15 protein-coding genes and 1 tRNA gene are annotated in these 19122 nt (G+C 64.2%); 8 read left to right on the top strand and 8 right to left on the bottom strand.

Translation table 11 applies throughout. The annotated features are described in order from the left end of the window. Window position 1: 1 nt before the first annotated feature. Window positions 2-1009: a type I glyceraldehyde-3-phosphate dehydrogenase gene (gene gap, locus ATE71_RS00230; RefSeq protein WP_058801373.1), complete on the bottom strand. Its 1008-nt coding sequence runs from the start codon at window positions 1007-1009 to the stop codon at window positions 2-4. Between the two features lie 36 nt (window positions 1010-1045). Beyond that, window positions 1046-3013, bottom strand: a complete 1968-nt coding sequence (gene tkt / locus ATE71_RS00225) for a transketolase (RefSeq protein WP_058801372.1) — start codon at window positions 3011-3013, stop codon at window positions 1046-1048. 168 nt (window positions 3014-3181) lie between these two features. On the opposite strand from tkt, the gene ATE71_RS00220 reads away from it, so the two are divergent. From ATE71_RS00220 to ATE71_RS00205, 4 genes are all read left to right on the top strand, one after another. Next, window positions 3182-3379 (top strand): hypothetical protein, encoded by a 198-nt coding sequence (locus ATE71_RS00220; protein WP_058801371.1) that lies wholly within the window; start codon window positions 3182-3184, stop codon window positions 3377-3379. After that, complete coding sequence (locus ATE71_RS00215; RefSeq protein ID WP_058801370.1) at window positions 3372-3818, top strand: cell division protein ZapA; 447 nt, start codon at window positions 3372-3374, stop codon at window positions 3816-3818. The genes ATE71_RS00220 and ATE71_RS00215 overlap by 8 nt, the downstream gene beginning before the upstream one ends. A gap of 219 nt (window positions 3819-4037) precedes the next feature. Beyond that, on the top strand, window positions 4038-4631 hold the full coding sequence (locus ATE71_RS00210; protein ID WP_058801369.1) for a 5-formyltetrahydrofolate cyclo-ligase: 594 nt from the start codon (window positions 4038-4040) through the stop codon (window positions 4629-4631). Then, window positions 4628-4858, top strand: coding sequence for a DUF2842 domain-containing protein (locus ATE71_RS00205; RefSeq protein ID WP_082664988.1), 231 nt, complete (start codon window positions 4628-4630; stop codon window positions 4856-4858). The genes ATE71_RS00210 and ATE71_RS00205 overlap by 4 nt, the downstream gene beginning before the upstream one ends. A gap of 79 nt (window positions 4859-4937) precedes the next feature. Here ATE71_RS00205 and ATE71_RS00200 read toward each other — a convergent pair. Both ATE71_RS00200 and ATE71_RS00195 read right to left on the bottom strand, forming a co-directional pair. Beyond that, window positions 4938-5014 (bottom strand) — tRNA-Asp (locus tag ATE71_RS00200). A gap of 43 nt (window positions 5015-5057) precedes the next feature. Next, window positions 5058-6221, bottom strand: coding sequence for an AI-2E family transporter (locus ATE71_RS00195; RefSeq protein ID WP_058801617.1), 1164 nt, complete (start codon window positions 6219-6221; stop codon window positions 5058-5060). 230 nt (window positions 6222-6451) lie between these two features. On the opposite strand from ATE71_RS00195, the gene ATE71_RS00190 reads away from it, so the two are divergent. From ATE71_RS00190 to ATE71_RS00175, 4 genes are all read left to right on the top strand, one after another. After that, window positions 6452-7453, top strand: a complete 1002-nt coding sequence (locus tag ATE71_RS00190; protein ID WP_058801368.1) for a DUF11 domain-containing protein — start codon at window positions 6452-6454, stop codon at window positions 7451-7453. Between the two features lie 11 nt (window positions 7454-7464). Then, window positions 7465-7929: a hypothetical protein gene (locus ATE71_RS00185; RefSeq protein WP_235587839.1), complete on the top strand. Its 465-nt coding sequence runs from the start codon at window positions 7465-7467 to the stop codon at window positions 7927-7929. Window positions 7930-8003: 74 nt separating this feature from the next. After that, a complete protein-coding gene (locus tag ATE71_RS00180) occupies window positions 8004-9065 on the top strand; it encodes a DUF11 domain-containing protein (protein WP_058801366.1) in 1062 nt (353 codons plus the stop codon). Window positions 9066-9166: 101 nt separating this feature from the next. Continuing rightward, entirely contained in the window at window positions 9167-14227 is a 5061-nt protein-coding gene (locus tag ATE71_RS00175; protein ID WP_235587838.1) for a hypothetical protein, read from the top strand. Between the two features lie 143 nt (window positions 14228-14370). On the opposite strand, the gene ATE71_RS00170 is transcribed toward ATE71_RS00175, so the two are convergent. From ATE71_RS00170 to thyA, 4 genes are all read right to left on the bottom strand, one after another. Further along, window positions 14371-15657, bottom strand: coding sequence for a dihydrolipoamide acetyltransferase family protein (locus tag ATE71_RS00170; protein ID WP_058801364.1), 1287 nt, complete (start codon window positions 15655-15657; stop codon window positions 14371-14373). 4 nt (window positions 15658-15661) lie between these two features. Beyond that, window positions 15662-16666 carry an alpha-ketoacid dehydrogenase subunit beta gene (locus ATE71_RS00165; protein ID WP_058801616.1) on the bottom strand — a complete coding sequence of 335 codons (1005 nt, stop codon included), beginning with the start codon at window positions 16664-16666 and terminating at the stop codon, window positions 15662-15664. A 32-nt stretch (window positions 16667-16698) separates the two neighbouring features. Next, window positions 16699-18009: a thiamine pyrophosphate-dependent enzyme gene (locus tag ATE71_RS00160; protein WP_235587837.1), complete on the bottom strand. Its 1311-nt coding sequence runs from the start codon at window positions 18007-18009 to the stop codon at window positions 16699-16701. A gap of 91 nt (window positions 18010-18100) precedes the next feature. Continuing rightward, the gene (gene thyA / locus ATE71_RS00155) at window positions 18101-19036 is read right to left on the bottom strand and encodes a thymidylate synthase (protein ID WP_268801397.1); all 936 of its coding nucleotides are present in this window, start codon (window positions 19034-19036) and stop codon (window positions 18101-18103) included. Window positions 19037-19122 lie beyond the last annotated feature (86 nt).

Here is a 19122-nt window from a genome sequence, read left to right as displayed (position 1 = left end):
CTCAGAGGAACTTGGCGATCACGCCCGCGGTGTCGATCATGCGGTTCGAGAAGCCCCACTCATTGTCGTACCAGCTGAGCACGCGCACCAGCTTGCCGTCGATGACCGCGGTTTCGAGGCTGTCGATCGTCGAGCTGTGCGCATCATGGTTGAAGTCAATCGAAACCAGCGGCTCGTCGGTGAAGCCGAGCACGCCCTTTAGCTCGCCCTCGGCGGCCTCCTTCAGCAGCTTGTTGACCTCTTCGGCGGTCGTGTCGCGGCTGGGGGTGAAGGTCAGATCGACGACCGAGACATTGGGAGTCGGGACGCGGATCGAGGAGCCGTCGAGCTTGCCCTTGAGTTCGGGCAGGACGAGGCCGACGGCAACCGCCGCACCGGTGCTGGTCGGGATCATCGACATCGCGGCGGCGCGGGCACGGCGCGGGTCAGAATGGATCTGGTCAAGGATCTTTTGGTCGTTGGTGTAAGCGTGGATCGTGGTCATCAGGCCGCGCTCGATGCCGATCTTCTCGTGCAGCACCTTGGCCAGCGGTGCGAGGCAGTTGGTCGTGCACGACGCGTTCGAGACGATCACATGCTCGGCACCGATTTTGTCATGATTGACACCATAGACGACGGTCAGGTCGACTTCCTTGGCCGGAGCCGAGATCAGGACGCGCTTGGCGCCGGCGTCGAGATGCGCCTGGCCGCCCTTGCGGTCGGTGAAAAAGCCCGTGCATTCCAGTGCGATGTCGATGCCGTTGGCGGCGTGGGGCAGCTTGGCGGGGTCGCGTTCGGCCGTCACCTGGATGCGCTTGCCGTTGACGATCAGGTCGTTGCCGTCGACTTCGACGGTGCCGTTGAATGGACCGTGGACCGAATCGCGCTGGAATAGGCGGGCGTTCGCCTTGGCGTCGGCGAGGTCGTTGATCGACACCAGCTCGAGATCATGGTCGGTGCGCTCCAAAATGGCGCGCGCCACGTTGCGGCCGATGCGTCCGAAACCGTTGATTGCGACTTTCACTGCCATGTCGATGGGTCCTTTCTGCGAGGGGTAAGCCGGTCCTTAATTGCCGAGCTTTGCCAGGATCTGGGGTGCGATAGCATCGGCGGTAAGGCCGAAATGCTTGAATAGGTCTTCAATCGGCGCCGAGGCGCCAAAGCTGTCGATGCCGAAGCGCAGGCCATGGCGGCCGGTATAGCGTTCCCAGCCGAAGGTCGTACCCGCCTCGATCGAAACGATCAGCGCGTCGTCGGGCAGGATATCGGCCTGATAGGCCGTGGTCTGTTCGTCGAACAGCTCGGTCGAAACCATCGAGACGACGTCGGCGCCGTGGCCGGCGGCCTCGAGTTTGTCGGCAACTTCGATCGCGAGCGCGACTTCGGACCCCGTCGCAACCAACACAACCTTGCGCGGGGCCGAGGCGCCGCGCAGGCGGTAACCGCCTTTCGCGCAAAGATTTTCCGTGACGTCATGACGCAGCGGCGGAAGGTTCTGGCGGGTCAGCGCGAGTAGCGATGGCCGGCTCTCCTGCGCCAGCGCAAGCGCCCAGCATTCGGCGGTCTCGACGGCGTCGGCTGGGCGCATGACGAGCAGGTTGGGCATCGCGCGGAGCGACTGGAGATGCTCGATCGGCTGGTGCGTCGGCCCGTCTTCGCCAAGCCCGATGCTGTCGTGCGTCATCACATAGACGACACGCTGGCGCTGGAGCGCCGACAGGCGGATTGCGGCGCGGCAATAATCGGCGAACACGAGGAAGGTGCCACCATAGGGAACGACGCCGCCGTGCAGCGCCATGCCGTTCATCGCGGCGGCCATGCCGAACTCGCGGATACCATAATAGATATATCGGCCCGAATAATCGTTCTTTGTCAGCGGTTTGGTCGACGATGTTTTGGTATTGTTCGAACCTGTCAGATCGGCGCTGCCGCCGACGAGCGATGCGATATCGGCGGTAAGCGCGGTCAGCGTGTTCTCCGAAGCCTTGCGCGTCGCGACCTTCGGCGGCTCAGCGACGAGCCCGTCAATATAGGCCTTAAAGGTATCACCCGGAGCATATTTGCCGCTCAGACGAGCCTCAAAATCGCTTTTCTTTTCGCTGGTTGTGACACGATCGTTCCATTCGGCATGAAGTTTCTTGCCCTTCTCGCCAAACGCAGCCCACGCCGACGCAACATCGGCGGGTATGACGAACGGCTCGGCGGTCCAGCCAAGTTCCGTTCGTGCCGCGGCGATCTCGTCGGCGCCGAGCGGTGCGCCGTGCGTTGCCGACGTCCCCTGCTTGTTCGGCGCGCCGAAGCCGATGATCGTGCGGCACGCGATCAGCGATGGCCGCGGATCGGCGAGCGCCGCGTCGATCGCGCGGCGAATGTCGGCGGGATTGTGCCCATCGCAGCTTTCGACGTGCCAGCCGGTCGCCGCGTAGCGCGCCGCAATGTCTTCGCTGGTCGACAAGTCGGTCGACCCGTCGATGGTGATCTTGTTGTCGTCCCACAGCACGGTCATCCGGCCCAGCTGCAAATGCCCGGCGAGCCCGATGGCTTCGTGGTTGATGCCCTCCATCAGGCAGCCGTCACCCGCGATCACCCAGGTGCGGTGATCGACCAGGTCGTCCCCGTAGAGCGCGTTCAGATGCCGTTCGGCGATCGCCATGCCGACCGCAGTGGCGAGCCCCTGCCCCAGCGGCCCGGTCGTCGTCTCGACGCCATCGAGCTCGAAATTCTCGGGATGCCCCGCGCACGGACTGTGCAGCTGACGAAAATTGCGGATGTCGCCCAGCGTCGGGCGCGCATAACCCGCCAGATGCAGCGTCGCATAGGCAAGCATCGAACCATGCCCCGCCGACAGCACGAATCGGTCGCGATCGGCCCATTTCGGGTCGGCCGGGTCGAATTTCAGATAATCCGAATAGAGGACCGTCGCGACATCGGCCATGCCCATCGGCATCCCCGGGTGACCGCTATTCGCGGCCTGTACGGCGTCCATCGCAAGCGCACGGATCGCGTTGGCGAGTTGACGTTCGGGCAGTGTCATAAGTCCCCCGGGAAAGGATGTGAAGATGACTGGATTCGGTGGGGACAGCCCTTTGCGGGGGTGGGGTCAGGAGTCAACCGCCAGCAGCATGAATGCGCGCAATTTCGGGCGCATTTATACTGCGGAGAGGCGATTGCACCCCTTCCCCGGCGCTGCTACCTCTTCGCCATGGAACTCGATCTCGACGAATCCAGCCTGGCCATCGGCCGTATCGAACGCGCGCTGAGCCGCATCGAAAAGGCGCTGGCCGATCGCGCCAAACGACCTGTCGCGGCGCCGGCCGCCGATCAATCGGCCCTCAAGGCAGAAGTCGCCGCCGTCATTGGCGAACTCGACCTCCTGATCGCGGAGGCCAAGCGTGGCTGACGTCAAGCTAACCATCGCCGGGCGCCCGTATGATGTGCATTGCGCCGATGGCGAGGAAGCGCAGTTGATCCGGCTCGCCGCAGTCGTCGACGAAAAAGCCCGCACCATGCCGGGGGTGACCGAGGTACGTCAGCTGCTTTTCGCGGCGCTGATGCTGGCCGACGAAACCCAGGAGGCGCGCGCCAAGGCCGACAAGGCCGAACCGCAATCCGATTCACTTCGCGCCGCTGTCGCGCTGGCCGAAAGCCGCGAGACGGCGGCACGCGACGAACTGAAGGCGGCGGTATCGCGCGAGCAGGCCGCGCTGAAGGAGTTGGAAGCGATACGCGGGCATACCCCGACCGCCACAACGTCCAGCAATCCGGCCCATGATCGCGCGCTTCTGCAAATTGCCGACCGCATCGAAGCGCTCGCGTCGAAAGTCGAGCAACTCCCTTGAGCCGCACGGCCTGCGCTCCTACATAGGGGGCGGCGGGTACTGCCCTGCACGAGCCGTTGCGAATATCCCTGAGGCGATACATCATCCAAGGGGGCTGTCCCTGCCCGGACCCTGGTCCGACGCACATGGTCCCCACCTGACGTTACTGGCGTCAGAGGATTTTCCGGCAAACGACTACGGCGGTCCCGCCAAACTGCCCGCCAAGCCCCCGAGGAAGCGATGACCGACCTGTCCGCCGACCTCGTCCAGACAAAACGGAAACTGCGCGAAAGATTGCGTTTTCGGCGCAGGCATTTCACCGCGAATCTCGACGGCGTGGCTCGGCTTGCCGCCTTTCGCGCGCTCCCCGCGCCCCTTTCGGACCTTCTCGCCGATCACGCCGTCGTCGGAGCTTATGTGGCGTGGGGCGACGAACCCGACATCCTTCCGATGTTCGCAGGCCTTGGCGAGATCGGCGCGCTTGCCCTGCCCCACCATGGCGCACGAGTCGACACCATGGACTTTCGCATCTGGCGACAAGCAGATCCGCTCGAAAAGGGGCCGTGGGGCACGCAGCAGCCGTCCGGGGACGCTTTGACGGCGATCCCCGACATCATCTTCTGTCCGCTGGTCGGATTCGACCGGCGTGGAGGCCGTATCGGTCAGGGCGGCGGCCATTATGATCGCTATTTCGCGGCCCACCCCGACGCGCTGCGCATCGGTATCGGCTGGTCGGTGCAGGAAATCGACGCTACGCCGCGCGAATCGACCGATATCGCGCTCGACGCGATTTTGACCGAACAGGAATTCATCCTTTGCGGAGACCGTTTGTGAGCCAAGACCCAGCCAATCCGCAGCCGAGCTGGCGCAAGCCGGCGGGCATGTTCCTGATCCTCGCGCTGATCGCCGGCTGGACCGCGATCGTCGTCAACCTGTCGCCGTGGGTCGGAACCTGGCCGGTGCTGGTGCAGGCGATATTTTATCTTGTCGCCGGAATCGTCTGGATCGCGCCGCTGAAGCCGCTGCTGCGCTGGATGGAACTCGGACGATGGCGCGCCTGAGGCGCCGCCGCGAATTCCCGGTTTAAGAGGAGAAAAGGTCCCAAGCGGCGGGGGCCATTCCGTTCGAAAATCGAAGGAATGGCGCGAGTGACGGGGCTCGAACCCGCGACCTCCGGCGTGACAGGCCGGCACTCTAACCAACTGAGCTACACCCGCGTGCGCTTGGGAGCCGCGCCAATATGGCCCCTGTCCCGACCTGTCAACCGTCGCTTTCATCCTGCGTGCGATTTAATCGATCGCGAACCTCGTCCGTGGTCGTCAGCGTGCCATGCTCGAACAGGAAACCCGCCAGATCGGGCGTGCCCGTGGAGGCGAGAACGGTCTGCAAAATCAGCAATAAGGGCACCGCGAGCAACGCGCCGGGCGTTCCCCACACCCAGCCCCAGAAGCTCAGCGAAACGAGAATCAGCAGCGGATTGATCGTCAACCGCTTGCCGAGCACCAGTGGCGTGATCAGATTCGCCTCGACAAGATGGACGCCGACGAAGATCAGCGCGGGCAACAGCGCAAGCCCGACGGCGTCGAAGGTCATCAATCCGCCAAGGCCGAGCAGCACCGACGCGACGATCGGCCCCAGATAGGGCACGAAATTACAGATACTGACGATCCCGCCCCACATGAACGGCGACGGCATGCCCAGCGCCCAGAGCAAGAGGCCGACGGTCAGGCCCAATATCGCGTTGATCATCGTGATCGTCGCCAGATAGTCGGCAGTCGCATCGACGACGTTCTGGATCACACGCGCGGTCTGCATCGCCCCGTCGAAGCTGCCGCGCCGCCGAATCGTCCCCTTGCGCAGCCGAGTCCAGCTGGACAGGAAGAAAAAGATCACCAGCACGGCAAAAAAAAGCTGGATCGCCGCCGCCGGTGCCGACGATATGAAATAGTCGACGACCGACGTCGGCGCGGTTGCCGCGACCGCCTGTGCGGTTGCCTCGGTCCCGCTCGCCACCGATGCCAATGTACGATCGACGAAGCGCTGCAGCGTCGAATAGAAGTCGATCAACGGTGCAAGATTGCTCTGGATGCGCGGGATCGATTCAGGAACGCGCGCAAACCAGCCCGTCGCGGGTACCACAATGATAGCGAGCGCCGCGTTGATGATCGCGAGGAAGGTCGCCAGCGCAAAGAAGGCAGCCAGGGCCGACGGCATGCCGCGACGTTCGAGCCATTCGAGCAGCGGGACAAGCGCTATGGCGATAACGATCGCGGCGGTCAGCGGCAGGAAGAATTCGGCACCCGCCTGCAATGCGAAAGGAAGCCCGAGGCAAAACGCTGCGCCAAGGATGAGGGCGAGGGCCGCCAGCAGCCGATCGCGGCGGAAATCGTCGATCTCGATTTGACGCAGCGGGTTCGAGCGCAGCGAACGCGGCTCTTTGCTCCCCCTGTCCTCGGCCACCCCAAATCTCCTCGTCAATTGCCTTGTCTTACGCGAGCTTCCCTTGTCGCGCCAGTCGCCCCGTTTTGCGACGAAGCGGGCGGCCACATGTCTCCATTTGGGTCAGAACGCGTCTTTCTTCCTGCTTTTTAACCAGAAATTACCCTTTTTCCGCGACTGAGGGCTCCAAGGACCAACCTTTTGGAGTATCAGCGATGATGAAAGCGCCTGTGGGGGGCGCGAAGCATCAGCTTCTTCCCTCTTGTTCCATACTCGCCGTGCTGGCCGCCTTGGCGCTGCCGACGCAGGCCGAGGCTGCCGGCACACGCGCCGGCTCGACCATCAGCAACACCGCATCGGCAAGCTTCGATACCGGTGGCGGCACGACGACCGTCGATTCGAACCGCGTTGACCTACTCGTCGATGAATTGCTCGACGTCACCGTCGATTCGAGCAACCCCGCCGACGTTCCCACAACCCCGGGCGCAACCGCCCAGGTGCTGACCTTTTCAGTTACCAATAACGGCAATGGTGTCGAAGCTTTTGGCCTGACGACGATCGCCAACGCCGGCGGCGACGACTACGACCCGGTCGTCACCCAAATCTATATCGACAATGGTGACGGCGTCTTCGATGCGAGCACCGACACGCTCTACACAGCCGGCGCGAACGATCCGTCGCTCGATCCCGACCAAAGCGTCACCGTTTTCGTCCTCGCGACGACGCCCGGAACGGCGATCGACGGAAATCGCGGCATTGTCAGCCTCGTCGCGGCGGCGAAAACCGGCACGGGCGATCCCGGCGATAGTTTTGCGGGTCAGGGCGAAGGCGGCGGCGACGCCGTCGTTGGATCGACCGGCGCTGACGGCCAGGATGCGGGTGCATTCGTTGTTTCCGCGGCAACCGTCACGCTTGTCAAATCGGCTGTGGTGACCAATTCGCTGAACACCGCCGATCCGATCCCCGGCGCAACCATCACTTACACGATCGTCGCGACCGTCGCCGGAAGCGGGTCGGTCAGCGGTCTTGCGATCACCGACAATATTCCCGCCGACACAAGCTATGTCCCCGGCTCGATAACGCTCGGCGGTAGCGGGTTGTCCGATGCCGTCGACGGCGATGCCGGCGATTACAACGGAACGCGGATCAACGTCTCGCTCGGCACCGTCGCCGGCGGCCAGACCCGCACCGTGACCTTCCGAACCACGATTGACTGATGGAGATGCGCATGCGCACCGCTCTTTTGTTCCTGCTCGCCGCGCTGATGCCAGCACCGGCCCTCGCCGCCAACCAGGTCGCGCTCGATAACAGCGTGTTCGTCGAACGCGTGACGACCGACGCCGCCGGCAAGCAGCGGGTCCTGCTCGAGGAGCCCAAGGTCGTCGTTCCCGGTGACCGGCTTGTATTCGTGCTCGCCTATCGCAACGCGGGCGCGCAAGCGGCCGACAAGTTCGTCGTCACGAATCCGATGCCCGCCGCTGTCCGCTTTGCCGACGCTGGCGACGCCCGCGCACTCGTTTCGGTCGATGGCGGCAAGCAGTGGGGACTGCTTGCCGATCTCGCCGTTCCGATGAGCGACGGCACGCGCCGCGCGGCGCAGCCCGCCGATGTTACGCACATCCGCTGGGCGTTCCAGAATCCGATCCCGGTCGGCGGAACGGGCAAGCTCATGTTTCGGGGGGTTGTCAAATAACCCTTTAGAACAAACCGCTTAACGGTTGCCAGCGGTGGGGAAACGGCGGCCACATAAAGCCTAGGAGCTCAGCTATGACCAGCAAGCTGACTTATATAGGTATCATCGGTCTGGCGGCGTTTTCGAGCGTCGCCGCAGCCCCGGCATTTGCCGCGGGTACGACCGCGGGTACCACGATCACTAATACCGCCACCGTCGATTTTCAGGTCGGGGGCGTCAGCCAGGTTCAGCAAAGCGCGTCGAACAATTTTGTCGTCGACCGCAAGATCAACCTGCTCGTGGAAGAAGTCGGTACGGTTACGACCAATGTCGTGCCGGGCCAGGCGAACGCCGTCACGACGTTCCAGCTGACGAACAGTTCGAACGAGGTGCTCGACTTCGCGCTGACGGCGACGCAGATCGTCGGCGGCACGGCTGCGCACGGCGGGACAGACACCTTCAATGCCAGCAATGTGCGGGTTTACCGCGATAATACGGCGACCGGCACCGTCGGCAGCTGGGATGCGGGCGACACGCTCGTCACCTATATCGACGAACTGGTGACGGATACAGCGATCCGCCTGTTCGTCGTCGCCGACATCCCGACCGGCCTCGCCAACAACGCCGTCGCCGGCGTCAGTTTGCGCGCGACCGCGCGTGAAGGTGGCCTCGCCGGCACGCAGGGCGGCGCGATCACCGAAACGACCGGCGCGAATACCGCTGGCAAGGACACGGTCTTTGCCGACATCGCGGGCGTCGCCGGCGACATCGCGCGCGATGCATCGCACAGCGACGACGACGATTATACGGTCCAGACGGCAACGCTTGCCGTCACCAAGACCAGCCGCGTCATTTCGGATCCGTTCAACAACACGTCGAACCCGAAGCTGATCCCCGGCGCCGTGGTTGAATATTGCATTGCAGTCGCGAATACCGGCAGCGCCGATGCGACATCGGTCCTGATCAACGACCCGGTTCCGGGCCAGCTGACGTTCAACGCGGGTACGATCCTGCTGAACGGCACGGTCACGGGCGGCACCTGCAACGCCGACGGCGCCGCAGGTGGCAGCTATGCCGCGCCGAACGTGTCAGGCACGATCGCCACGGTGGCAGCGGGCGCAACGCGCACGCTCGTTTTCCGCGCAACCGTCAACTGATCGGGTAACGGACGGGGCAGCGGAAGACCAGGCGACAGCCGGGCTCCGCCGCTGCCCCCTTCGCGGCTTGTATGGCACACACCAGCCCATATTTCGGCTTCGTGACCGCCCTGGTCGCGGCAGCGCTGCTGCCTGCGATTCCCGCGGCGAACGCGCAGGTCATTTCCAACACTGCGGCCGCGCAGTGGACCCACGACGGCCAGCCCGGTCAGGCGCTGTCGAATCGCGTCGATGTGACGGTGGCTCCACGGCCGCCGGAACGGCCGACGATAGCAACCTATCGCCTGACCAGCGGCGGCGGCGACAAGTCAGTGGCGTTGGCGCCCACCCAGTGCAGCCGGGCGACCGCTCGCACCGTCAGCACCACGATCTCGCTAAGCGGCGTCTATGAAGGCATTTCGACCGCGCCCGCCTCGCTGCAACGTACGGACAATTTTCGTGCCGGCGAAGTGCTGGTCGTCGGCGTCACGCTCGCGTCCGCCAACACCGATCCGCAGGCGCGCGATGCCCTGGCCGTCGTGCTTGAACTGGAAAATGGCGATCGCGAACAGATCACGCTGACCGAAACGGGCAATAACAGCGGCGAATTCGTTGGCATCATCAACACGATCGGCGTCCCCCCCGCCGTCGCAACAGGCGACTGCCGTCTGTCGGTCAATCCCGGCACACCGCTGGCGCTGCGTGTGACCGACCAGGCGAATGCCAGCCTCATTGCGCTGGCGACGATCAATTTCCTTGTCGATCCGTTCGGCATTGTGTTCGACAGCGGCGACGGGGCCGCAGTTCCCGGCAGCCGGGTCACCATCGTCGATGCCGCGACCGGGCAGCCCGCGCAGGTCTTCGGCGACGACGGCGTCTCGGCCTATCCGTCGAGCGTCGTCACCGGGCAAAGCGTGATCGACGCCGGCGGAACGACCTACAGTTTCCCGCCGGGCGACTATCGTTTCCCCTTCGTCGCGCCCGGCAGTTATCGCCTTGTCGTCGAACCGCCGGCGCCCTTTACCGCGCCGTCGCGGTCGAGCCCGGCCGACCTCGCCGGCCTGCGCCGCCCCGACGACGGCCAGCCGTTCGAAATTACCGGCGCAAGCTATGGCGATGTCTTCACCCTGGACAGCCCTGCGCCCGTTCGCGTCGACATCCCGGTGGACCAGCCTGGTCTGCCGCTTGTCCTGCGCAAGACCACTTCGACGCAAGTCGCGGTGCCTGGCGACGTCATCCAGTATCGCATAGAAGTCGCCAATCGCGACGCACGCCGCAACACGGGTGCCGTCACGGTGCGCGACGTGCTGCCAGTTGGCATGCGACTGCACCCAGATACCGTCCGCATCGATGGCGTGCGGGTGACCGCCGATATCGCCGGCAACGGCCGCGATTTTGCCGTCTCCATCCCGACCATTGCCGCATCGCGTTCGGTCCTGCTTACCTATCTTGCCGAAGTCGTGGTGTCGGCACAGCCGGGCAATGCACTCAACCGCGCGACCGCAACCGACAATCGCGGATCGACGAGCAACGTCGCCGAAGCGACGATTTCGATCAAGCGCGACCAGCTCGGCGACCGCATGACGATCATCGGCCGCATCACCGACGGGGGCTGCTCCGTCGATCCGGGCAAGGCCGACGGCATCATGGGCGTCCGCGTGATGCTCCAGGACGGCAGCTACACCGCCACCGACGAAGATGGCCGCTATCATTTCGAGGGCGTGCGCCCCGGCATCCATGTCGTGCAGATCGATCCCTCGACGCTGCCGCTCGACCGCGAAGCCGTGGATTGCGCCCGTGCGACGCAGAGCGCCGGCAGCCCGATCTCGCGCTTCGTCGAAGGCCGCGGCGGTTCGTTGAAGCGCGCGGACTTCCGCGCGATCGCCGGCATGCCGCGCGCCGCGCCCGAAAAGACAGCCGTCGAGGCACCCAAGGTGCTGAGCGATCCCGAAGCCGCAGGCGCCGGTCGCGACTGGCTTGCCGGCCAGGCGCCGGGTATCGGGTGGCTGTTCCCCGAAATCGATCATAATCCCCGCGCCAAGGCGATCCGCGCGGCGGTGAAGCATGCCCCGGGGCAGACCGTGTCGCTCCGCGTCAACGGCAAGGCCGCGGGTGAACTGACGTTCGAAGGCGCGAGCAAGTCCGCCGACGGCAGCGTTGCCGTCAGCCTGTGGCGCGGCCTCGAAATCCGCGAAGGCGAGAACCGCCTTGTCGCCGAGGTGAAGGACGCGAACGGCGTTACCGTCGAAACGCTCGAACGCAGCGTCCATTATTCGATCACCCCTATGCGTGCATCGCTGATCCGCGAAAAGTCGGTGCTGGTCGCCGATGGCGTCACCCGCCCGGTGATCGCAGTTCGCCTCACCGACCGCGACGGCAAGCCGGTTCGCGCCGGCCTGACGGGCGACTTCGCCGTCCCCGCCCCCTATTATCCCGCGGTCGAGGCCGATGCGCAGCAGGCGCGCCAACTCGCGGGTCTCGAGCGCGCACAGCCGGTGTGGAAGATCGATGGCGACGACGGCATCGCTTATATCGAGCTGGAGCCGACGACCGCGTCGGGCACATTGTCGATGGATTTCAACTTCCGCGACGACAAGGTCACGCGCAAGCAGACGATCGAAACCTGGCTCGACCCCGGAAATCGACCGTGGACCATCGTCGGTTTTGCCGCGGGCACGCTCGGCTACAACACGCTCGACGACCGGATGGAGCCGGTGGCTGAAAATCTCGACGATATCAACGCTGACGCGCGCCTCGCACTCTATGCCAAGGGTCGCGTTCGCGGAAAATGGCTGATGACGCTGGCCTATGACAGCGACAAGGACAAGGACGACGCCCGTTTCGGCGGCGTGATCGACCCGCGCGCCTATTATACGATCTACGCCGACCGCAACGAGACACGCTATGACGCCGCATCGGTGCGCAAGCTCTATCTGCGGCTCGAACGCCCGCAATTCTATGCGATGTTCGGCGATATCGAAACCGGCATTTCCGAACCCGAACTCGCCCGCTACCAGCGTGCGCTCAATGGCGGCAAAGCCGAATATCGCGGCCGCAACGTCGCCGCGACCGCGTTCGCCGCCGATACGCCGTACCGGTTCCGCCGCGACGAAATCCAGGGCAACGGGCTGGCCGGGCCGTACCAGCTCGGTGCAAAAGACATCCTGCCGAACAGCGAACGGATTCTCATTGAGACGCGCGACCGGCTGCACAGCGAACGCATCATCGCGAGCATCAGCCTGTCGCGCCACGTTGATTACGACATCGATTATCTGTCGGGCACGATCCGCTTCCGCGAACCGGTGCTTAGCCGCTCGTCGAACCTCGACCCGCAGTTCATTGTTGCCGAATATGAAGTCGATGGCGTCGGCCAGCGCGTGCTCAACGCTGGCGGTCGCGTGAGCTATCAGTCGAACGACGAGAAAATTCGCGTCGGCGCGACCTTCATTCATGACGAGGACGGCAACGCCAAGACCAACCTTGGCGGCATCGACGCGCGTTATCGCCCGAACATCGACACCGAAGTCCGCGCCGAGCTGGCGGTCAGCGACGCCAAGACCGTCGACGGCGGGGCGGCCCCGGCCGGCTCCGCAAAAGCCTGGCTGATCGAGGCCGAGCATCACAGCAGCAACGCCGACTTCCTCGCCTACGTCCGCGAGCGCGAGGCCGGCTTCGGCGCCGGCCAGCTCAATCGCGGCGAGGATGGCACGCGCAAGTTCGGCTTCGACGCCCGCCTGCGCGCTACCCGCACGCTTTCGCTGACAGGCAGCGCGTGGCAGGAAGATTATCTTGACACCGGAGCGCGCCGCCGCGCCGCGCGCATGCTCGCCGAATATGACAATGGAACCTCGGTCGCCCGCGCCGGCCTGACCCACGCCGACGATCGCCTGACCGACGGCACGCGCAACCGGTCGAATATCGTCCAGCTCGGTGCGACGCAGCGCCTTTTCAGCAAGCGGCTCGAACTTGATGCTCAGACCGAATTTGCGCTGGGCGGCGAGGATGCCAGCGTCGACTTTCCGACCCGTCACCGCCTCGGCGCGCGCTTCGCGGTCACCCGCGACGTCAATCTGGTCGGCAGCTACGAGATTGCCGACGGCGATACGATCAAGGCGCGCACCGCGCGGCTCGGCTTCGACCTCGCGCCCTGGGCCGGCGCGCGCCTGCTCGCGACCGCAAACCAGCAGGAAATCGGTGAATACGGCCCGCGGAGCTTCGCGGCCTACGGCCTGTCACAATCGCTGAAGCTCGGCGAACGCTGGTCGGTCGATCTGTCGGTCGATGGTAACCGTACCATCGGCGGCGTGCGCGCGAAGGATGTGCTCAACGTCGACCAGCCCGTGGCATCCGGCGGCTTCCTCGGCAACGGCGGCACGCTGACCGAAGATTTCGTCGCGATCAGCACCGGCGCGACCTATCGGGCCGACCGCTGGACGCTGACCGGTCGCGCCGAATATCGCGACGGCGAACTCACCAACCGGTACGGGCTGACGTTCGGCGGGCTTCGCCAGCTCGGCGAAGGCCGCGCGCTGGGAGCGCTCTTCACCTACACCAAGGCAAGCGGCAGCGGGGCGACGCCGACGACCGAAGTGATCAATTTCGAAATGAGCTGGGCGCACCGCCCTGCCGACTCGCGCGTGTCGTGGCTCAACAAGAGCGAGTTCCGGTCGGATAAGGTGCGGGATGCGATCGCCGGCCAGCCTGGCCCGATCGGCGGCGGCGCGCTGACGATCGACGGCGATGCGACGAGCCGCCGTCTGCTCAACAGCCTGTCGCTGAACTGGGCCCCGCTCGGTGAACGCGGTCAGGATGGCATGTGGTATGAACGCGCCGAATTCGGCCTCTTCTGGGGCACGCGCTATAATTTCGACCGCTTCGGCGCCGATGACGTCAAGGGCTGGTCGAACCTGATCGGCGCCGACTTCCGCTTCAACCTTGGCGAACATGTCGACGTCGGCGCCTCGGGCACCGTCCGCGTCGGCACAGATGCCGATACCGTGAGCTGGGCCGGTGGCCCGACGGTGACGCTGGCACCGATGAAGAATGCCAACATCACCTTGGGTTATAATTTCGCCGGTTTCCATGACCGCGATTTCGAAGACGCGCGCTTTTCGCGCTCGGGCGCCTATGTGACCTTCAAGCTGAAGTTCGACCAGACGAGCTTTCAGGGACTGGGGCTGTAAGAACCGATCCTCCCTGTGGCGAAGCCATGGGGAGGTGGCAGCGCGAAGCGCTGACGGAGGGGCAAGAAAGCAACGTTGCTCGCCCCTCCACCACCCTTCGGGCGGTCCCCCTCCCCACCGCTTCGCGGCAGGGAGGATTAATCTTAGTCCGCGAACAGCAGAACTGGCGTTTCGATCAGCTTCTTGAGCGCCTGAACATAGCTTGCAGCATCCCAGCCATCAACCACGCGGTGATCGCAGCTGATCGAGAGGTTCATCAGCTTCGCGCGGCGAATCTCGTCTCCATCGAACACGGGCCGTTCGACGATCTTGTTCGGGCCGATGATCGCGACCTCGGGGCGGTTGATCACCGGGGTCGTCGCAATGCCGCCGAGCGGGCCGAGCGAGGTGACGGTCAGCGTGCCGCCGGTCAGTTCCTCGACCTTCGCCTTGCCGGTGCGCGCGGCTTCGGCAAGGCGCGTGATCTCGCTCGCGAGTTGCCAGACATTCTTGTCCTGTGCGTCGCGGATGACCGGAACCATCAGCCCCGCGTCGGTCTGCGTCGCCATCCCCAGATGCACCGCGCCATGGCGCGTCACCACGCCGCCCTCGTCGTCATAGCGCGCGTTGATCATCGGGAATTGCGGAATCGTCCGGCAGATCGCGACGATCAGGAAGGGCAGCATCGTCAGCTTCGGACGGCCACCGCGGTTGGCGTTCAAATCGGCGCGCATCTCTTCGAGCGCGGTGACGTCCATTTCCTCGACATAGGTGAAGTGCGGGATCGCGCGCTTCGATGCCGCCATATTCTCGGCGATCTTGCGGCGCATGCCGATGACCTTGATCGGATCGTCGGCGCGGGCGCGACTGGCGCCGGGAGCGTGATAGCCCTGCCCGCCGCTGTAGCGCAGGAAAGCGTCGAGATCGGCGTGGCGGACGCGGTCGCCTTCGGCCTGAACCTGCGACAGGTCGACACCGAGGTCTTTGGCGCGCGCGCGCACCGCCGGCGACGCCAGCACAGCGCGGCTATGATCTGCTGCAGCGGCGACGGGCGCCGGGGCCGGTGCCGGAGCGGGCGTCGGCGCGGGAGCGACGATGGGTGCAGACGCAGCAACCTCGGCCACCGAAACCTCTTCGGCACCCGGCGTTTCCGCGACGATTTCCTGCTCGACCGGCGTGTCCGCGGGCGGCGCTTCTACATCGCCGTCACCGTCGGTCTCGATCACCGCCAGCGTCGATCCGATCGGGATCAGGTCGCCGACCTCACCCGCCAGTTCAACGACGACGCCCGAGACGGGCGACTCCATTTCGACGGTCGCCTTGTCGGTCATCATGTCGGCGAGCTGCGCGTCTTCCTCGACGCGCTCCCCGATCTTGACGTGCCAGGCGACGATTTCGGCCTCGGCGATGCCTTCGCCGATATCGGGCAGACGGAATGAATAGCGGGCCATGGCGTCAGTCCTTCAAAATCTTGGTCAGCGCGGTCGCGATGCGCACCGGGCCGGGGAAATAGGCCCATTCGAGGCTATGTGGATACGGCGTGTCGAAGCCGGTGACGCGTTCGACCGGTGCCTCGAGGTGGTAGAAGCAGCGTTCCTGCACAAGCGCGGCGAGTTCGGCGCCAAAGCCTGACGTGCGCGTCGCTTCGTGGATGATCAGGCAACGTCCGGTCTTCTTCACTGACGTCTCAATCGCGTCGATATCGAGCGGCAGCAAGGTGCGCAGGTCGAGGATCTCGGCGTCGATGCCCATTTCCTCGACGATCGTCTTGGTCACATGCACCATCGTACCATAGGCAAGGATCGTCAGCGCTTCGCCCTCGCGTACCGTCGCGGCCTTGCCGAGATCGATGCGGTAATAGCCCTCGGGCACCGCGCTCGCGTCATGCTTGGACCAAGGCTCGACCGGGCGGTCGTAATAGCCGCTGAACGGACCGTTGTAGATGCGCTTGGGCTCGAGGAAGACGACAGGATCGTTATCCTCGATCGCCGCGATCAGCAGACCCTTGGCATCATAGGGGTTCGACGGGATCACCGTCTTCACGCCGCAGATGTGCGTCATAATGCTTTCGGGCGACTGGCTATGCGTCTGGCCACCGAAGATGCCACCGCCAAAAGGAGTGCGTACGGTCATCGGGCAGATATAGTCGTTCGCCGAGCGGTAACGCAGCCGCGCCGCCTCGCTGACCAGCTGGTCGAGCCCGGGATAGATATAATCGGCAAACTGGATTTCGGGCACCGGGCGCAGGCCATAGGCGCCCATGCCGACCGCAACGCCGATGATGCCGCATTCGTTGATCGGCGTGTCGAACACGCGCGTCTTACCATGTTTTTTCTGCAGACCGGCGGTCGCACGAAAGACGCCGCCGAAATAGCCGACATCCTCGCCCATCACGACCGTCGCCGGATCGCGTTCGAGCATGATGTCCATGGCGCTGTTGATCGCCTCGATCATGTTCATGGTTTTGGTGTTCGTCTGCATTTCGGGGGCCATCATTCGGGCTTCCAATTGGGGCCGAACTTGGCCTCTTGCTCGGCGAGCATCTGATCGCATTGTTCCTTGAGGTGCCAGGGCATTTCTTCGAACACGTCCTCGAACATCGTCTCGAACGGCTGATGCATGCCGTGGCCGAGAATACCGAGCTTTTCCGATTGCTTCTGGGTCGTCTTGACGAGATCGTCGAGCTCATTCGCCTGCGCCTCGTGCCGTTCCGCGTCCCATTCGCCAATCGTCTCGAGATGCTGGCGAAGACGCGCAATGGGATCGCCAAACGGCCAAGCGGTCGCCTCGTCGGCCGCCCGATAGGCACTTGGATCGTCCGAGGTGCTGTGACCTTCGCTGCGATAGGTGAAATGCTCGATAAGCGTTGGGCCGTTATTGGTTCGAGCACGGTCGGCGGCCCATTGCGTCGCGGCATAGACAGCGAGCGGGTCGTTGCCGTCGATGCGCAGCCCGGCGATGCCATAGCCGACCGCGCGCGCCGCAAAGGTTGTGCGCTCGCCGCCGGCAAAGCCCGAGAAGCTTGAGATCGCCCACTGGTTGTTCACGACGTTGAAGATCACCGGCGCGTTATAGACGGTTGCGAAGGTCAGCGCCGAGTGGAAGTCGCCTTCGGCCGAAGACCCCTCGCCGCACCAGACGGTCGCGATGCGGCTGTCTCCCTTCGACGCCGATGCCATCGCCCAGCCCACCGCCTGCGGATATTGCGTCGCGAGGTTGCCAGACACGCTGAAAAAGCCGTGCTCGGGCGCCGAATACATGATCGGCAGCTGTCGCCCGAGCAGATGATCGCCGCGATTCGAGTAAATCTGGTTCATCATCTGGATCAGCGGATAATCGCGCGCGATCAGGATGCCCTGCTGCCGGTAGCTGGGAAAGCACATGTCCGCCCGATCGATCGCCATCGTGGAGGCGACCGAAGTCGCCTCTTCGCCGGTGCACTTCATGTAAAAGCTTGTCTTGCCCTGCCGCTGCGCCCGGAACATGCGATCGTCGAACGCCCGCGTCAGCATCATGTAACGCAGCATCGTGCGCAGCCGTTCGGGCGACAGCTTCGGATCCCACTGCCCCTTTGCCTGCCCGTCGAAATCGAGCACGCGAACAAGGCCGTAGCAAAGGTCGCGCATTGCATCGGGTTTGGTCGCTTCGCCCGGCCGCGGTGTCGCATCGACCGCCGGAACCTCGATATCGCCGAAATCGGGATTATCGCCCGGGCGGTAACGCGGCTCGGGAATATGGAGCGATAGCGGCGGCAGATTGCTCGCCGGGCGCCCCAGATTCATTTCGGGGTCCGTTTCGGGCATGTCCTCGTCCTTCGAGGCGCGAATCGCGCCTAGTTATATTTCAACGTGACGACATATTATTACGGTCGCCATACGAATGCAACGGTAGCGGTCAAACCGCGACAGGCGCGGAAATATGCGCTTGGGGCGCATAATCCTCGACTGCGAAATCATCGAACCGATAATCGAAAATGCTTTCAGCCCGGCGAAGGATGCGAAGCTTTGGATCGCCGCCGGGCACCCGCGCCAATTGCTGTTCGACCAACGCTGCGTGGTTCAGGTACAAATGGACATCGCCGCCGGTCCAAACGAGCTCATGTGCGTGCAAGCCCGCCTGTTCGGCAATCATGCGCGTCAGCAATGCGGCCTCGAAGACATTGAAGGCGAAACCCAGCCCCAGATCGCACGACCGCTGGAACAACAGGCACGACAGACCGCCGTCCCTGCGAACATGGAACTGATAGGTCATATGGCACGGCGGCAGCGCCATGCGATGAAGATCGGCGACATTCCAGCCGGTGAAGATATGCCGCCGCGATCCCGGGTTGCTTTTCAGCGACTCGATTAGCGCAGCAATTTGGTTGTACCCTTGTTCGGCGCGGCGGAACAGCCCATCACCCGCCGGCTCATAAAGCGGCCAGTTGACCCATTGATGGCCGTAGACCGGACCTAGGTCCCCCCAGGCGGCCGCAAAATCATCGTCGGCGACGATACGTGCCTCGAAAGCTTCGGCGTCGATCGCGTCGCCTGTCTCGCGGCGATATTTGTCGAGCGGCCAATCGGTCCAGATTTTGACGCCCTGCGCGACGAGCGGCTGGATATTGGTGTTGCCGGTCAGGAACCAGAGCAACTCGCGCAGCGCCGTTTTCCAGTAAACGCGCTTTGTCGTCAGCAGCGGTATTGCGTCATCTTTCAGCGAGAATCGCATCGTCTCGCCGAACAGCGATCGCGTGCCGACGCCCGTCCGGTCGATGCGCTCGTCACCCTCGATCCAGATACGCCGCATCAGGTCGAGATATTGAAGTTCATAATGGATGGAATCAGGCAAGACTCACTCCCGGTTTTCTCGCATCGTTGCTAGGCCTCGCGCCGCATGCGGACAAGGGAGCAGCGGGTGTGACGTCACAATGCGTC

The sequence above is a fragment of the Sphingopyxis sp. H115 genome (genome assembly GCF_001468465.1).
GTDB lineage: Bacteria > Pseudomonadota > Alphaproteobacteria > Sphingomonadales > Sphingomonadaceae > Sphingopyxis.
Note: the sequence above shows the minus strand (reverse complement) of the source record. Positions and strands in the feature narration are given on the sequence as shown.